Source organism: Paenibacillus sp. 05T425, assembly GCF_056396205.1.
This window is the reverse complement of the sequence record NZ_JBFTLA010000002.1, coordinates 568,798-585,885: the sequence shown is the minus strand read 5'-3', so window position 1 is coordinate 585,885 and position 17,088 is coordinate 568,798. Positions and strand designations below refer to the sequence as shown.

12 protein-coding genes are annotated in these 17,088 nt (G+C 49.3%); 3 read left to right on the top strand and 9 right to left on the bottom strand.

Annotated features, from left to right (window positions below):
• Positions 1 to 326: 326 nt before the first annotated feature.
• From murA to AC1DF0_RS06415, 3 genes are all read right to left on the bottom strand, one after another.
• Positions 327 to 1,736, bottom strand: a complete 1,410-nt coding sequence (murA, locus tag AC1DF0_RS06425) for a UDP-N-acetylglucosamine 1-carboxyvinyltransferase (protein ID WP_477573399.1) — start codon at positions 1,734 to 1,736, stop codon at positions 327 to 329.
• 293 nt (positions 1,737 to 2,029) lie between these two features.
• Positions 2,030 to 2,293 carry a DUF1146 domain-containing protein gene (locus AC1DF0_RS06420; protein ID WP_442049484.1) on the bottom strand — a complete coding sequence of 88 codons (264 nt, stop codon included), beginning with the start codon at positions 2,291 to 2,293 and terminating at the stop codon, positions 2,030 to 2,032.
• Positions 2,294 to 2,332: 39 nt separating this feature from the next.
• The gene (locus tag AC1DF0_RS06415) at positions 2,333 to 5,383 is read right to left on the bottom strand and encodes a S8 family serine peptidase (protein WP_477573398.1); all 3,051 of its coding nucleotides are present in this window, start codon (positions 5,381 to 5,383) and stop codon (positions 2,333 to 2,335) included.
• Positions 5,384 to 5,637: 254 nt separating this feature from the next.
• On the opposite strand from AC1DF0_RS06415, the gene AC1DF0_RS06410 reads away from it, so the two are divergent.
• From AC1DF0_RS06410 to AC1DF0_RS06400, 3 genes are all read left to right on the top strand, one after another.
• On the top strand, positions 5,638 to 6,834 hold the full coding sequence (locus AC1DF0_RS06410) for an acyltransferase family protein (protein ID WP_477573397.1): 1,197 nt from the start codon (positions 5,638 to 5,640) through the stop codon (positions 6,832 to 6,834).
• A 127-nt stretch (positions 6,835 to 6,961) separates the two neighbouring features.
• The gene (locus AC1DF0_RS06405) at positions 6,962 to 8,443 is read left to right on the top strand and encodes an O-antigen ligase family protein (RefSeq protein WP_477573396.1); all 1,482 of its coding nucleotides are present in this window, start codon (positions 6,962 to 6,964) and stop codon (positions 8,441 to 8,443) included.
• Positions 8,444 to 8,542: 99 nt separating this feature from the next.
• Positions 8,543 to 10,657 carry an S-layer homology domain-containing protein gene (locus tag AC1DF0_RS06400; protein WP_477573395.1) on the top strand — a complete coding sequence of 705 codons (2,115 nt, stop codon included), beginning with the start codon at positions 8,543 to 8,545 and terminating at the stop codon, positions 10,655 to 10,657.
• Positions 10,658 to 10,736: 79 nt separating this feature from the next.
• On the opposite strand, the gene AC1DF0_RS06395 is transcribed toward AC1DF0_RS06400, so the two are convergent.
• The 6 genes from AC1DF0_RS06395 to nuoI are packed head-to-tail and all read right to left on the bottom strand — an operon-like array spanning position 10,737 to position 17,087.
• Positions 10,737 to 12,296, bottom strand: coding sequence for an NADH-quinone oxidoreductase subunit N (locus tag AC1DF0_RS06395; RefSeq protein ID WP_477573394.1), 1,560 nt, complete (start codon positions 12,294 to 12,296; stop codon positions 10,737 to 10,739).
• A 3-nt stretch (positions 12,297 to 12,299) separates the two neighbouring features.
• Complete coding sequence (locus AC1DF0_RS06390; protein ID WP_477573393.1) at positions 12,300 to 13,934, bottom strand: complex I subunit 4 family protein; 1,635 nt, start codon at positions 13,932 to 13,934, stop codon at positions 12,300 to 12,302.
• The gene (nuoL, locus tag AC1DF0_RS06385) at positions 13,931 to 15,805 is read right to left on the bottom strand and encodes an NADH-quinone oxidoreductase subunit L (RefSeq protein WP_477573392.1); all 1,875 of its coding nucleotides are present in this window, start codon (positions 15,803 to 15,805) and stop codon (positions 13,931 to 13,933) included. The genes AC1DF0_RS06390 and nuoL overlap by 4 nt, the downstream gene beginning before the upstream one ends.
• Before the next feature lie 9 nt (positions 15,806 to 15,814).
• Positions 15,815 to 16,117, bottom strand: a complete 303-nt coding sequence (nuoK, locus tag AC1DF0_RS06380; protein ID WP_442049490.1) for an NADH-quinone oxidoreductase subunit NuoK — start codon at positions 16,115 to 16,117, stop codon at positions 15,815 to 15,817.
• A 4-nt stretch (positions 16,118 to 16,121) separates the two neighbouring features.
• Entirely contained in the window at positions 16,122 to 16,637 is a 516-nt protein-coding gene (locus tag AC1DF0_RS06375) for an NADH-quinone oxidoreductase subunit J (RefSeq protein ID WP_442049491.1), read from the bottom strand.
• Entirely contained in the window at positions 16,638 to 17,087 is a 450-nt protein-coding gene (gene nuoI / locus AC1DF0_RS06370; RefSeq protein WP_337103918.1) for an NADH-quinone oxidoreductase subunit NuoI, read from the bottom strand.
• Between the last annotated feature and the right edge of the window lies 1 nt (position 17,088).

Here is a 17,088-nt window from a genome sequence, read left to right as displayed (position 1 = left end):
AAGAAGAAACGGAGGAGAAAATCGCAATAAGGGACTTTATGGTCCGCACTGCGACCAAAAACCTGCTTTTGCATCGATGGGGAGCAACTAGATGTCATGATACCCTTCGCACACCAACTAGGAGACCCGCTCCGCGGATCTCCACATTACCGAAACCTCTCTGCCTCTTCTATAACCACCGTTCGTATACAATGACGTTCGATTATTTACACGTTTAAAAAAAGAGGACATCTTGCCCGCCAGAGGTTTATTGCTTCCTCATAACGGACAAGATGTCCTCGCTTTATTTTGATTCAATTACGTTTAGTTGGTTCGACTCAAAACGCTTAAGCCCAAGTCGGCTGAACCTTAAGTACGGCAACCTCTTTCTCCCGCTTGTAGCTCGCAGCCTGTTCATGCTCCGATACAGCTGACGTAGCAACAACCGCAGTCGCTCTTGCAGCGACTGCAACCGGTGCAGGAGCTGATTGCTCGTTCTCCGATTCTACGCGGAAGATCGTAGCGCCCAGTGCGGCTAGCTTGCCTGTAATATCGACGTACCCGCGGTCCACATGATGCAGTCCCGTAAGCTCTGTCTCGCCTTCAGCGCGAAGCGCCGCGCAGATAAGCGCCGCTCCCGCGCGTAAGTCAGTCGCACATACCTTCGCGCCTTTAAGCGGCAATCCGCCGCTTACAATAGCGGTACGCCCGTCTACTTTGATCTGAGCGTTCATCTTCTGGAATTCTTCAACGTGCATGAAACGGTTCTCGAATACGGTCTCCGTCACCACGCTCGTACCTTCCGAAACGAGAAGCAGTGCCATCATAGGCGATTGCATATCGGTTGGAAAGCCTGGATGCGGCAAAGTTTTTACATCGACCGATTTCAACTCCGCACCTGCGCGAACGCGAATGCCATTGTCGCTCTCGGTAATCTCGACGCCCATCTCTTCGAGCTTGGAGATGACCGGCGTCAAATGATCGGCAATTGCGCCTTCCACGAATACGTCGCCGCCAGTTATCGCTGCTGCAATCATGTACGTGCCCGCTTCAACGCGGTCAGGGATAACATTATGCGCTGCGCCGTGCATTTTATCCACGCCTTCAATACGGATTAGACCGGTGCCGGCACCGCGCACCTTGCCGCCCATGGCGTTAATATAATTAGCCAAGTCGACGATTTCCGGTTCTTTGGCTGCATTTTCAATGGTGGTCGTTCCAACCGCTAGTGCGGCTGCCATCATAATATTCTCCGTTGCGCCCACGCTGGCAACGTCGAGGTAAATCTTCGCACCCTTAAGACGGGTCGGCGTGCTTGCTTCAATGAAGCCATGACCGAGCGTAATCTCCGCTCCCATCGCCTCAAAGCCCTTCAAATGCTGATCGATCGGACGAGTTCCAATCGCACAGCCGCCTGGCAGCGAGATACGCACTTTGCCTACGCGGGCAAGAAGCGGTCCCATGACAAGGAACGATGCACGCATTTTACGAATGAGCTCGTAAGGTGCCTCGATTGAAGTAATAGCTGGCGCTGATATGCGCATCATTTCATTATTATAAGTTAATTGTGCGCCCAATGAAGCAAGCACCTTCTGAATCGTCATAACGTCATCGAGGAGGGGTACGTCATAGATGACGCTGTCTCCTTCTGTCGCCAATAATGAGGCCGCTAGAATGGGAAGCACGGCATTTTTTGCACCGCTAACGCGGACCGTTCCCTTCAAACGCTGACCTCCGCGGACGATAATTTTGGTCATCTTATGGTTCCCTCCGCGAACTGCAATTTCTATACCCTCTACGAGCATATAATGGAATTTCTCACTACAACTAAACTTCATCTTATCATTCATCTACATGAATCGACAAGCGCTAAATTACTTCCATTTTATTCTTATCCGTCTTTGGTCCTAGATCGGATTTTCGCCTTGCCTGCCTATCCTGCTTTACCAAAAAAAGTAATCCATTTTCACGTTGGGATCTGCTTGTGCTTCGTGCTCCCCAACTTATCTTATCGTCATTTAATACCCATTGTTGACATCTTTCGCGACTGTTATTCGACAAAGCTGCGAAGCATCGTTGTGAAGCTCCAATATTCCAAAATAAACTTGGCGAACAAGTGTCCCAAAATAACCGCAACAACCACTTGAAACATCCTTGCCTTTGCATTGCGGGGATGCTTGAAGAACGTTTCCCACTTTACCTCCTGCAGCAGCGTCCACACCAACATAATGCTGATCAGAACAACAATAATAGAGAATAACCCGGTAATGCCGGTCATCCGCTGCGCCTCATCGAATACATCATAATTTTCCATAGCTACCCCTTCGCTTCATCCCTCGATCTCTTAATCGGCTTAGTTGCTCAGCAAATGATACAGAAGTACCGAATATTCGGCCCTGCTCGCTTGCTGCTTTGGTTTGAATTGGTTATTCTCTATCCCTTTGATTGCACCGTTCCCCTTAAGCGCGATCAGCATGGGTGCTGCCCAGTGCGCTCTGCTCACATCCGCGAACGGAGCAGCGAGCGGGATTCTCGGCTGCACACCGTCCGCATAACCGATAATAATAGCCATTTCTACGCGCGTTATCGGCTGATCCGGCTTAAAGCTTCCATCGGGGAAGCCTTTTATCCAGCCCTGCTGTACCGCTTTGGCTATTTCGTCATAGGCCCAGTGCGAGGCTGTAACGTCCTTGAATCGCTTCTGGCCGTTGTTAATGCTCCCGCTCGGCTTATAAGCCTTCACAACCATTGCTGCCGCCTCAGCGCGGGTGATCGCCCGCTTCGGCTCGAAGCGATAATTGCCTGTTCCGTTTATGATGCCAAGCTGACTTAACGCGGTTATTTCTTTTTGAGCCCAATGATTTGAAATATCGCGGAAGCCTCCGACCAGCGCCTCCGACTTGATTTTGAAACGATAATATTGGCTGTCTGACGGAGCGCCTGCAGATAGCTTCACATAATAAATGCCCGGCTCAAGTATGAGCTCCGATGTCTGCAGAGAACCGCTCTGCCCGGTTGAAGACGTTGTTAGACGCGACATCCGCTTATCGTAGGCTTCCAGCTTCAAATTTATTGAGGACGGAACGCTTGAGACGGCCATCGATACGACGCTAGCCTTGCTCACACGAAATTGAAACCAATCCAAATCGGTTTTGCTGCCTATTACACCTAGATAATCCGTACCCGGATTTACCATAAATGACTCATACGATTTGTCGTTTGGTTCATTCGGATCTTCGTACTTAGGCGTATATTCCAGCTTCAGCGTATATGTACCTATGACAGGACTTGCTTCGGATGAGATTGCATTGTGGACACGAATATAATATTTCCCTGGAGCGACGGTTATGACAGGAGACTGCTCCGTTTTCCCTTCACCCTCATCATCATACAAGAGCAACTGATCACCTGCGCGCTGTATAGCGAGGCCCGGATCAATTCTTGCTGTATCCGTGCTTAATACAATCTTTAGTTTACCGCCTTGCGTAAAAGATACAACATACCAGTCGCGATCAGCGGTTTGATGAAAGTTGCCAACGACGGTTTGTGTCCGAGGTTGAAGCGTATAGGCTTCATAAGATTTATCGTTCGACTCGTAAGCATCCTGTTTTATTATAAAAGAGGAAGTCAGCATATACGGTAAATCTAAAGTACTATATTTATTCATCAACTCAACTCGAATGAGATGCGCGCCCTTCTTCACATCGATATCGATCGAAGTGCTTGCCAGCTTCGTATCGTAGATCATCTGCTGCTGACCGTTAAAATATTGATAAATCCGTACAGGCTGCACCGCTTTGCCCGCATCAACCATACCTTTGTAATCGATCTTTAGCGTTCCATCACTCGGCATGTCAATTCGGTACCAGTCTTGGTCTTCACCGTTATCAAGCGAGGCGGTGATGCTCGTGCCTAGCTGGAATCGCTTCGCCGTCTTGCTCGTGTCATTCGGTTCGTATATATCCATTACGACATTCGCGTTAACCGCTTTATCGATCTGCAGCAAGCCATAACCCGACTTGCTGTCGACGCCTGCAGTACCGATATCCTTGGCCGTCTGCCGCAGAAGAGCCCTTACTTGGTAAGGCTTCAAATCTGGATTTTGAGCCCAAATAAGACCTGCAGCCGCAGCTACTTGCGGCGCCGCCATCGAGGTGCCCTCTTCCCGCTTGTAGAGCCCGCCTATGCCCGTCGTGAACACGTTCCATGGGGCCATAATATCAAGCTCGGGTCCCGGATTAGAGCGTGCGTCAACTGTTCCATTCGGTTTGATGCCGCCAACTGCGATTACGGTCGGGTAGGCGGCAGGATATTTGACAGCCGCCATTGCGCCATACGAAACGCCGTCATTGCCTGCCGCTGCTACGAGCAGCACGCCTTTGGACTCGGCATACTCTACGATATCGAGCATGTAAGGCGAGTAGCGGTGCAGACCAACCGACAGGACGACAATCCGAGCGCCGCTTTTGATTGCATACAAGATCGCGTCGCCAAGCTCCTCTTCCGTCCCGTCTCCGCGATTATCGAGCGCCTTGATAGGCATAATCTTCGCCTTCCATATTATGCCCGCTACGCCTTTGCCGTTATTGCTCTCGGCCGCAATAACGCCGGCCACGCTGGTGCCGTGGCCGTTGTCGTCGTTGGGCGGAAGCTTCGGATCGACCAGATTGACGCCGGGCACTAAGTTATTGATTAGGTCGGGATGATCAAGATCGACGCCCGTATCCACGATCGCTATCGTAAGCTTCGTCTGCTCGCGCATTGTCTCCCACGCTTTAACTGCGCCGATCTGAGCCAAGTAAGGCTGCTGTGCGTATTCAGGGTCGTTCACCGTCACTTTTTGCCCGGTGAACAAGGGGGGGCTGGAGGGCGCGGATGAGGCTTTCGTATCCGCGCCTTCATTGCCGCTGCCCGGCGCCGGCGTCTGCGACGCCTCCGGCAGCGCAAGAGCGTGCACCCGGCTGTTCGGGTGCACATATTCGACGCCCGGCTCGCTTAGCAGCCGGGCGAGCCAAGCTTGCACGTCCTCGCCGCTGTCGCCGGCGGGACGCACGACATCGACCGCCGCCTCGCTTTGGCGGCGGAGCACCTCTGTCCCGCGCAGCTCATGCGCCAGCGCGGGGTCGCTCCACTTGAGCAGCCAGCTCTGCGGCTGCTCTTCAGCGGCGACAGCGTCGCCGTCGGCCGCGGATTGCGGCGCTGCCTCCAGCGGCGCTGCCTCCAGCGGCGCTGCCTCCAGCGGCGCTGCCGCCGCATGGCGAGCGAGCCCTGCGGGGGCTATGCCCCCGAAGGCGACGCTAGCAAGCAGCAGCGCTAGCAGCGATCTTCGCGCATAAGCGCGCACCGCTTTATATCTGATTGTCGCTAATTGCTTCAACGTTCGTCCATTTGGTAATATCATCATATTCTGCCTTTTTATCATATTGGCCGCATCTATTTGGCATACTGAAGCAGCATCCTTGATCAACGATACGGGGTTTCTACATATAAGGGTTACTACATAGAACATATTCGATTCCAAACCGTTAAATCCCTTGCAGATGACCGACAACGGTCCAAAAGACCTATGAAGTTCTTTACAATATCCAAGCCCCTAGCCTTGTGTTATCATTAATTAGCGCCATTAACCGCACACCGTGATTAGAGGAGGAAGAAGGTTTGAGCAATAATAATCGCATAGAATCGCTCGACTCGCTTCGAGGAATTGCTTCAATGATCGTTGTTATTTTCCACTGTTTAATTGCTTTCACCGTTTTTGAACAAGCCAATTTCAATCGTTTCGACAACGATTTTCTCAAATATTTCACAATCACGCCTTTGCATACCCTCTGGGCAGGCAGGGAAGCCGTTCTATTATTTTTTGTGTTAAGCGGCTTTGTCCTTGCAATTCCCTTTTTCGAGGGCAAAACCCAGTCCTACGGAGCGTATGCGATAAGACGATTCTGCCGCATATACATTCCTTACATCGTTCTTATGCTAGTATCGGCGCTGCTATTAACCATCTTTTTGGAACACAAAGATATTCAAGGATTAAGCGCCTCCTACGATAACCGTTGGAATCATCCCGTTACCCTTAAAGCGATCGCCTCTTACTTTCTGATGGAGAACTACGATACGACGAATGTGAACGGAGTCGTGTGGACGTTGTTCCATGAGATGAGAATATCGTTAATTTTACCGCTCTTCCTTCTAATAATAAGGAGATTCAATTTCCTCAGCGCCGCCATCCTGTCGCTAGGCTTAAATGTGCTTGTCTATTTGGCGTTGGATAACTGGGCCGCCGTTCTGGATGAAGGTCGTCTATTAATTATGGTAAAAGCCGTTAGATGGAGCATGTATTACTGCACCTGCTTCATACTAGGAGCGCTGCTATCTAAATATCGGAATAAACTGCCTAGACTGAAAACCATTTATACGGCTATTCTTGTGGCAGTCTCGCTCGTATTGATCAATTGCCGCTGGATGGTTGTCGTCTTCCAAGTGAAAGATCAGAAAATAACGGACGTTATAACCATTGCCGGCATCCTGCTGCTGTTCGCGGCCGTTCTTTCTTCGGACCGCCTAAATGCCTTCCTTTCCATAAAGCCTTTAACATGGCTCGGTAAAATTTCGTTCAGCCTGTATTTGGTTCATATTCCGGTTATGATGATGATCACCATTTTGCTGGGCAAAATTATACCGATTGAAGCGGCTTTCATTCTCGTTCCGATCGTAAGCCTTCCTGTCGCCCACTTCACGTACAAATTCGTGGAGCTGCCGAGCAACAAGCTGGGAAGGTCCATTGCGAAAGTAATCGATCGAAACCGAAATTCATCCCGTAAGCAGGCATCCGGTGATATTGCAGAGTCATTATAAGCAAGTCAACCATTTTCCGTAAGTTGTACGGCTCATCAAGAGAACAAGGCGTTTCGCTTAAGTTGCGAGGCGCTTATTTCTTTGCATATCTTCTTTCAATTTAGAAAATTTGATTATGGAGACCAATATGACTAATTCCGTTTCTTATGCCGTTATTCTAATGTATTTTGTTTTCGGCTTTATCTTTAACGGGTATTTTTTTGAGACATCCTTATTATTCATGAACGCATTTCTTTTACTTGCCTTCCTGCTTGTACTCTTGCTTCAAAAATCACTCTTGATAAATTGGCTGCACATTGGGGTTATTCTCTATGTCGCATGCTACTGGATCGCTTGCTTGTATGCGGTCGATTTGGAAGCGGCTCTCCTTGAAGCGTCGAGAGTAACTAGCCTCATCCCGTTATCCTTACTTGTTATGAATCTCTCCGCACAGYACTTATCGAAGTTATATTCCAGTTGGAACTTCCTTGGCCTTATGCTCGTTGTTGTGGGCTTATTATTCCATATGGAGCGCAACGGACGGCTGGAATCACTTCTGTATTACGCAAATACTTTGGCTATCATCCTGCTTGTAAACTTGCTGCTAAGTATGTTCTCCTTCTCTAAATCCCAGTCCAAAATCCACCTATTTACGATGACAATAACTGCTACCGGCCTGTTATTAACGTTCTCTCGTTCCGTTTGGATTTTGTGGTTGCTATCCATTATCGCCGCCATTGTTTTTATCCCGCGAATGCGAGCTTTGTCGACGCTGTTGTACGTTACGGCAAGCCATGCGGCTGGATTGTTACTCGCAATGGCCATTAAACAAGATATATTGTTTTTTTTAGGTCGCGTCTCCAGTATCCAGGCAAGCACGCCGGAATTTCAAATCAGGTTAACCTATTGGAAAGACAGCCTCTCCATGTTTACCGATTACTTTTGGGGCGGTTCAGGCGGGGGCGGCTGGGCGGGTCTGCAACATTTGTACCAATCGCAGCCTTATTTTGTGAAATACATACATAATCACTTTGTCCAGGTAGCACTAGACATAGGTATAATCGGCCTCATAATCTGGTTGACAATACTTATTGTTTTCTATAAAAAAGCAATTGTCGAAGTACGAACGCAAAAAGAGGGAGAAGGCTTCTACAAGAAAGAAACACTGCTCATTGTGTCTGTCATGTTACTGCATGCCGGTTTCGATTTCGATCTTAACTTCCCAGTAGTCTTCGCCATGCTCATTTGTCTTATAATACCCATGTCCTCAAGGACTCCCATAATACTGAAGATGGGAGCCTTTAAACTTTCAGCATTAAGTATGGTTACCGCCCTTGTCATTATCTTTTTTATATGGATGGGAACAGCCTACAATTGGATGAATCAAGGCATAAGGGCTGCAAAGAACGAGCAATTTGTAACAGCAGTGAGCCACCTTTCGAAGGCTGAACATTCAATTCCGTGGTCGCATTCAATCTTATACGAATCTGCAAAAGTATATATTAGAAAGGGAAATGCGACTAAAGACAGGAAATATTTTGAATCAGCCAAACAACAGCTCGAGCTTGCAATCGCTAAAGTACCTCATCAACAGCTATATACTGATTTAGTGGAAGAATTGAATAAATAGGATTTTTATCAAAATGTTGAATAGGACTGGTAAAATTGTCCTAAGGTTGATATAGTAGAAAAGTATTTGTAAATAACTAGGAATCAAGGAGGAGAAGACTTGAAAAAAAGCTTTCGACGCAAGCTCAGTGCATCACTAATATCGCTATTATTATTATCATCATTGTTACCCGTTCTTGCATATGCCGCTACTAGTATTGGATTCTATTACAATGCTGAGACCGGAATGCTCCATGGCGAAATTTACACTTCAGATCCGGACGCGGTGAGTATTGAATTATTCAACGAATCAGAAGCGATCGAAGAACAAATGATTCCAGAAACAAATTCTTTTTACGAAAGTTACGATGACAATAACACTCGTTATTATTCCGTTTCTTACAGTGCATATGTGGGAGAACAACAGCCTACAACTATTAAACTAACAGAGAACGAAACTACATATGATATAAATTTAACGACTGAAGGCAGATATACTTATTACTATGATCCAGATGTATATTTGGACGCTTACCGTATACAGGGTCAACAATTTTTCAACGGACTATTGAAGAACCGATTCCTAAAAAGCGGTCAAAAGCTCGTTTCGTTCACTCCTGAACGCAGTGGGCATAATTCAATTGAAATACTTCTCCCCAGATCCGTAACGAGTATTGACACAGTGTATAACCCCGATACCACCCTGGCATCAGACTTCCTTCTAACAGACACAACCATATCCGAAAGCGTATACGCTTCTGCTATCAATCCGAGCTATTATTGGATTGACGGTGACGGCCCGCAAGACGACATGGGTCGGCTGCTATTGACTTTCKAACAACCGCTAATCGAAGGTCATACTTACTTGCTTTCCCTATCCGACCTAAGTGAAGGAAATGAGATTAAGCTTCCGAAAGCTGGCCATAACTACTCTGTTGAATTAAGATACGGCGATGTTGTTTCTTATTTAGCCGAGGAATATCAGAAGCAATTACATTTTATCGACAGCAAAAACGTTGTCGATTTTAAAAACGTTTCAATCTCATCCGGAGACACAACGCTCCCTTCACAAACACCCGAGCCGAACACCGAAGTACCTGAAGTTGAAACGCCAAAGCCCGAAGAAAACAAACAGTCCATTAGCGCCGATAGCTTGTCTTCCGGCAAAGAAGGTCAAGTGACGATTCCTTTGACTGATGGAAAGGAAGAAGTCATTCTGCCTGTCAATGCCGCTACTCTACTTGGAGACAATAAGCTTCAATTAGAAGGCAAAGAAATAACCGTCGATATCCCAACAAGCGTACTAAAAGAGTTGCAAGGCTTATTAACGGCAGATCAGCTTGATGGCGCACAAATCGCTTTCTCCTTCAATAAGGTTTCCGATTCTTCTGCACCAGGGCTTCTCAAAGATGCAGCAGACAAAAACAATGCAGGATTAAAAGCAGCAGGCGACATTTACGACTTCTCTTTGTCCGTTATTACGAAGGACGGCAAAGCTGTATCTTTAAGCCAATTCAAAGAACCGATTACGATTAGCTTTAAGGTAAGCGGAGACGTGAACAAAAACCTGGTTGGTGTGTACTTCATCTCCGATGAGGGCAACCTCGAATTTGTAGGGGGTGAAGTCATCGACGGTGAAATTACCGTTGAAATTCCCCACTTCAGCAAATATGCCGTTTTAGAATACGATAAAATCTTTGCTGACGTAGCGGCATCGCATTGGGCGCACAACACGATTAAAGCACTGGCCGCCAAACATATTATTCAAGGAGTGTCCGAAGATCGTTTTGCTCCGCAAGAGAACGTAACGCGAGCTGAATTCGTAGCGATGATCGTTAAAGCTCTCGACCTTAAAGCTACGGGAACTACTGAATTCGAAGACGTTAGCGCTGACGCTTGGTATGCAGAAGCGGTGGCTGCGGCAAGTCAAGCGGGAATCGTTAACGGATTGGACAACACTACGTTTGCTCCTACTGCAAAAATTACCAGAGAGCAAATGGCTACGATCCTAGTTAAAACAATCGAATTGAAAGCAGGCAAAAGCTTAAATGCAAAAGCTGAATCAACCTTTATCGATCGTGACGAAGCTGCAGCATGGGCGTTGAAATATATCGACGTAGCTTCAGAAGCTGGACTAGTCCAAGGACGTGAAGGCAATCAGTTTGCCCCAAAAGCGCTGTTAACGCGTGCAGAGAGCGCTCAGGTTGTCTTCTCCTTGTTAGCAGGCACTAAGTAATCAATTAGCACTAATATTTAAAGAAAAAAACAGAGGCTGCCCGGTCCAAAACCGGAATGCAGCCTCTGTTTTTTTGTAATCATTTAATTACCAGCAAATCCACCTGCAAAGAAATAACCGACTCGATCCCTTCCATCACCACTCCAGGGAATAATCCTAGCGCCAGCGTAGCCGCCACGCATAACCAGATCACAATGCCCGTAGTTGCAGGCACCTTGATCTCATCCTCCTCGCTCGAACTGCGCATGAACATTTGCCGGATGAAGCCAAAGTAGAAGTAGTAGGAAATAACGCTGCTCACTACCATTATCGCTACGAGCCAATAAGCCTTTGCATTAGCTGCTCCGATCAGGATGAACAGCTTGCCGAAGAAGCCGCCCGATATGGGCAGTCCCGCCAACGATAGCAAAAGCACCACCATCGCGGCAGCCGTCCACGGCGCACGGTAGTACATCCCAGCAAAATCTTTCATTTCTCCTTCGCCCGGGGTACGGCTTACTGCCGTCAACACGGCGAAGGCGCCGACCGTCATGAACAGATACGCGATCAAGTAATAGATAAATTCGGAGAAGTTACTGCTATGTACGATGGTAATCGAGAGGCCGATCGGCACGAGCAAATATCCGGCATTGGCTACGCCGGACAAAGCAAGCAGCCGCTTCACCTGCTTCTGGCGCAGCGCCGCCGTTGTGCCTACAAGCATACCGGCAGCCGCCAGCACAAGCAGCGCAAAAAATACGTCCTTCGTTATATACGCATCAAGCCCCGTCGTCGCAAAGTAAGCCGTATTATACATGATGCGGAAGACTGCGGCCAACGCCGCACCTTTGGAGACGACAGCGAGGAAAGCGGCCACTGGCGTCGGCGCCCCTTGATAGACATCCGGCGCCCATGCGTGGAACGGCGCTGTCGCGATTTTCAACCCGAAGCCTGCAAGGATGAAGAAGAAGCCTACATACAGCAGCGCCTTGAAGTCTTCTATCGCCTCTGGAATCGCCGCACCTATCTGTCCCAGATCGACCGATCCCGTTACCCCGTACAAATAAGACATTCCGAACAAAATGAAAGCAGACGAGATGCCTCCCGTTACGAGATATTTGAAAGCCGCCTCTGCCGATTTGGACGACTTTTTCCGCATGGCAACCAATATATAACTCGTAATGCTCAACAGTTCAAGTCCAATATACAGGGAAATAAGATTGCCGGAAGAGGCCATCGCCATCGCGCCTACGACCGCAGGCAGCAGCAAGTAAAAATATTCCGCCCGATCCGTAATCGCGTCGTCGTCCTTAGTAGAGCCGATAGCGAGCAGCACGATAAGCGCAGCACCCGCTAGAAACACAAGCTTGAGCAGACTGCTAAAGTCGTCTATGCGGTAGCTGTTCGCAAGCAGCTCAATCGTCTCCGCCGCTGCGTCCCCTCCGCTATTGCGATCAAGCAGCTGCCAAATCACAAGCCCCAGCGATAGAAGCAGCGAGCCTAACGTCAGCCAGCCTCCAATCCATATCCGATTCATCCGCTTCGGCAGAAGGAGATCCAGCAGCACGATCATAACGAATAAGGCGGATAACGATAATTCAGGGGCAAGATGGAGCATATCCGCCCATGTCAGCGGTACTAAAGAATCAGCTTCATGCATCGTCTATCCCCCCGCCCTTGTTGCAAGTAATCGTGCGAATAAATCACCCATGCTGTATTGCACCGTGTCGGTCAATATGGACGGGTAGCAGCCGAGCAACAGGATGAACGCAAGCAATACGATCATCGGTACGGCTTCGATCAGCCGCGCATCCTTAAGCGCAGCATAGGAGTCCGACATTGGACCGAACGTTATCTTTAGAACGCTTCTTAATACGTATACCGCTGTCAAAATAATGCCGAGAACGGCGGCCGCCGCAAGCCATCTCATCGATTCGAACAGCCCGAGCAGCGCCAGCAGCTCGCCCACAAACCCTGATAGACCGGGCAAACCAAGCGACGCAAGTCCCGCAGCCAACAGCACTCCGCTCATGAACGGCAGTGACCTTGCCAGTCCTCCCAGCTCCGAGAGCTCCGTCGTTCCCGTTCGTTCATATAAGCTTCCTACAAGAAGAAATAACAATGCCGATATAAGTCCATGCGATACAAGCTGGAATATCGCGCCTTGCAGTCCAATTTCGTTGAACGCTGCAAAACCTAAAAGTACAATGCCCATATGACTGATCGAGGAGTACGCCAATACAAGCTTCAGCTCCGTCTGTCTGAATGCAAGCACCGCTCCGTACAAAATATTAATGACTCCTAACACGGCGAGTACAGTCGCCCATGCTTTCGCTTGTTCAGGGAAGAGAAGCAAACCAAAGCGCAGCAAGCCGTACGCGCCCATCTTGAGCAATATGCCCGAGTGAATCATAACGACAGACGGCGGCGCTTCCGTATGCACCTTGAGCATCCAAGTATGGAACGGGAAGATCGGCAGCTTAATGCCGAAAGCAACGAGCAGCATGATAAATAACGTCCAATGCATTCCATCCGTCATCGCAAAAGGATTAATCGTCCCCATCATGCTAACGGCCGGTTGATTGACCATCGCTTCTGTATCTGTCATGTTGCGGATGATATCCGCATAGCTGCCGCTATAGATATATTGTACCTGCTCACCGATCGCCTCAACACGGAAGCCGGCCGTATTCACGAGTATAACAAAGGCTATTAACATGATCGCCGAGCCAAGCCCGTTGTAGATCAAGAACCGGTTCGCAGCCTTTTCCCTGTTGAAGTACCCCCAAATACCGATTAAGAAATACATAGCCACGAGCGTCAGCTCGAAGAATACGAAAAATAAGAACACGTCGCGGGCGAGAAAGACGCCCAGCATTCCGAACTCCAGCAGCAGAAACCAAATGAAGAACGACTTCCATCGTTTCTTCACATGGAAGGCTGCAAGTGCAGCCATGGCAGTAACAAGACTAGTGAGCAAAACAAGCGGCAATGATAGTCCGTCTACGCCCAGCTCATATTGAAGTCTGAACGTAAATGCGCTAACGCTCGGATGCAGCTCCTTATTGAGCGGCATTTCAATCCAGTCCAGCTGCTCCTCATAAACAGCACCGCTCTGCTGCTTATCATAATCGGCATACAGCCAGAAGGAGAGGGCAAGCGGGATTAGCGTCGTAACGACGGCCGCTATCTTCAATAGACTTCCACGATGCTTAGGGAGGAACAATAGGACAACCAGCCCTAGCAGCGGTGACAGCAATATGATGGAAAGAATCGGTATATCGGGCAGGATGCTCATGACCAGAACCTCCTTCCGACAATAGCGAGAACAATGATAACGAGACCTAGGACGGCTGCAATGCCGTACGTTTGTACTTGGCCGCTCTGCAGTCTTACTGCTGCTTTGCCAGCCGAATCGGCAGCTGCTGATACGAGACGGACAGCCCCGCCGATCACATATTCATCAAGAGCCGTAAGGAGTGTGCCGAGACTCTTGAACGGCTTTACAATGATACGCTCATAGCTTTCATCGATATAGTACTTGCGTTCAAGCAGCTTTACCAATCCTGGCGCTTTCTCAGCAACAATGCCGCGGCTCACGCTGCCCTTCACATAGATCAGCCAGCCGAGGTAGATGCCTAATACGCCAACGGCAATAGAAGCAATAATCGCAATGCCGCTGCTATGCGCTTCCTCTATATTCCCTTCGCTTAGCCATGAGCCCAACGTACCGTTCCAAGGCGTCTCCACGAATCCGGATATGACTGCAAGCACTGCGAGCACGATTAGCGGAATCGTCATAACGGATGGCGACTCATGCGCTCCTCCTAATGATGTCCGCGGTTTACCCATAAATACGAGGAAGAACAGTCTCGCCATATATAGAGCCGTGCAGAACGCGGTCAACAGGCCGACAACGAACAGCAGTTTGTTCTCTTCCAGCGCTACCGATAGAATAAGATCCTTCGACCAAAAGCCGGATAACGGCGGAATACCGGAGAGAGCAAGTGCGCCGATGCCAAATGTCCACGCGGTTGTTCGCATCCTTGAGCCCAAGCCGCCCATTTCTTGAATGTTCTGCGTATGTACCGCATGAATAATACTGCCCGCTCCAAGAAACAGCAGCGCTTTGAAGAATGCATGCGTGAACAGGTGGAAGATGCCGCCCGTAAGCGAACCGAGCCCAAGCGCCATCATCATATAGCCAAGTTGGCTCACGGTTGAATAGGCTAATATGCGCTTAATATCATTTTGCGCCAGCGCAATACTCGCCGCGAAGATAGCCGTGAAGCCTCCAATATAGGCGACGGTTTGCATCGCTGCCGCCGAATCGAGGAAAATATCATACGTCCTCGCAATGAGAAAGACGCCTGCCGCCACCATCGTAGCCGCATGGATCAAGGCGCTGATCGGCGTCGGACCTTCCATCGCATCAGGAAGCCAGACATGGAGCGGAAATTGGCCGGACTTACCGACCGCCCCTAAGAAAATGAGCAACGCGATTAACGTAGACAGCTCCGTCGTTATTGCGCCAGGCTGTCCGTCGAAAACGCTCTGGATCATCGTAAACTCCAGCCGATGATCCGGCATGTACCAGAAGAGCAGCAGAATAGCGACTAGCAGCCCGGCATCACCGATCCTTGTCACGATGAACGCCTTCTTGGCGGCCGCCTTCGCTGCTGGCTTCGCATACCAGAAGCCGATGAGCAGGAAGGAACATACGCCTACCAGCTCCCAAAATATATAAAGCGATAACAAATTATCGGATAAGACAAGTCCAAGCATCGAGAACGTGAACAAGGACACATAACCGTAGTAAACGGTAATCCGCTCATCGTTCTTCATATATCCTGCTGAATAAATACTAACGAGCAGACTGACGAGCGTCACGACGACGAGCATCAGCGAGGTTAAGTTCGTTACTTCGAAGCCGATACGCAGCGTATATTCGCCGATCTTAATCCAATCGAATGATTTGTTATAATCGACCGCATTATCGCCAAGCCTGCCGATCAGCACGAGCAGCGACAGCAGAAACGCAGCCAATGCGCCTGCAGAGCCGATCGCAATTCCCGCACGCCGGTAGCTTCTGCCAAGCGCCGTAAGAAGGAGGAACGCCGCCAGCGGAAGCAGCGGAATAAGCCAAGCCGCCTTTGTATACATCTCCATTTGCTAACGTCACCTCTTCATTTCGTCGTATTCGTCCACATTCACCGTTCCTCGCGAGCGGAACAGAGCGATCAAGATCGCAACACCCACAGCCGCTTCCGCAGCTGCCACCGTTATCGTAAATAAAGAGAAGATCTGACCGGTAAGCGCCGGTACGACACCGTATTTCGAGAACGCGACCAAGTTCAGGTTGACCGCATTCAGCATCAGCTCAATCGACAGCAAAACGATGACCGCGTTCCGCTTCACCAAAGCTCCGTACAGCCCGATGCAGAACAAAATAGCAGCCATCGTCAAGTAGGATGGAAGCATCGTATTAATCCGCCTCCTTCTTGGCCAGGACAATCGCGCCGATGAAGGCTACCGTCAGCAGCACCGAGAGCAGCTCGAACGGAATGATATAACCTGTATACAGCGTCATGCCAATAGCCATTGTATTGTCTTCGCCCGCTTGGAAAGGCGCAGGCTCCGGGAAGGTCGTCATGCGAATGGCATAGAACAGTATCCCGAACAGACTGAGCGCGCCGATAATCGCAAGCGCCTCCTTAAGCGGCTTCACTGGCTCCTGCTCCGCAGACTGATGCTTCGTCATCATAATGCCGAAAATCATCAGAATCGAAATTGCGCCAGCATAGATTAGTACTTGCACGAAAGCGACGAACTCCGCCTCGAGCAGGACGAACATGCCGGCGAGACCGAGGAAGACGGCCGCCATCGAGACGACCATATGAACGACCTTCTCCAGCGTAATCATCAGCACCGCGCCGCAAATCATAATCGCGGAGAATATAAAAAAGGCGGCGTACTCTCCCGTAAAATCAATATTGAACAATTATTTGGCGCCCCCTTTGGCCGGCGCTCCGATATTGTTGTTATCTTCGCGAACGAGCGTGTTGTTATCGGTCAGCCACTCTACGTCCTTGAACAGATCGTCGCGGCTGAACGTCGACAGTTCGAAGTGATTCGTCATCACAATCGCTTCCGTCGGACATACCTCCGTGCATAAGTCGCACAAGATGCATATTTCGAAATTCAAGTCGAACGTATCAATCACTTTGCCCTTTTTCTCCGGGTCGGGATTCGGCTTGCCCGTCAGCGTAATGCAATCCGTCGGACAGATGCGCGCGCATTGGTTGCAGACGATGCACAGATCCGGGATGAAATGCTGAATGCCGCGGAAGCGATCGGGCATCAGAATCGGCACGTCCGGATAAGAGGTCGTAACTTTTGGAGCTGTCATCGATTTAAGCGTAACGCCAAGGCCCTTCAGCATACCGTTCATT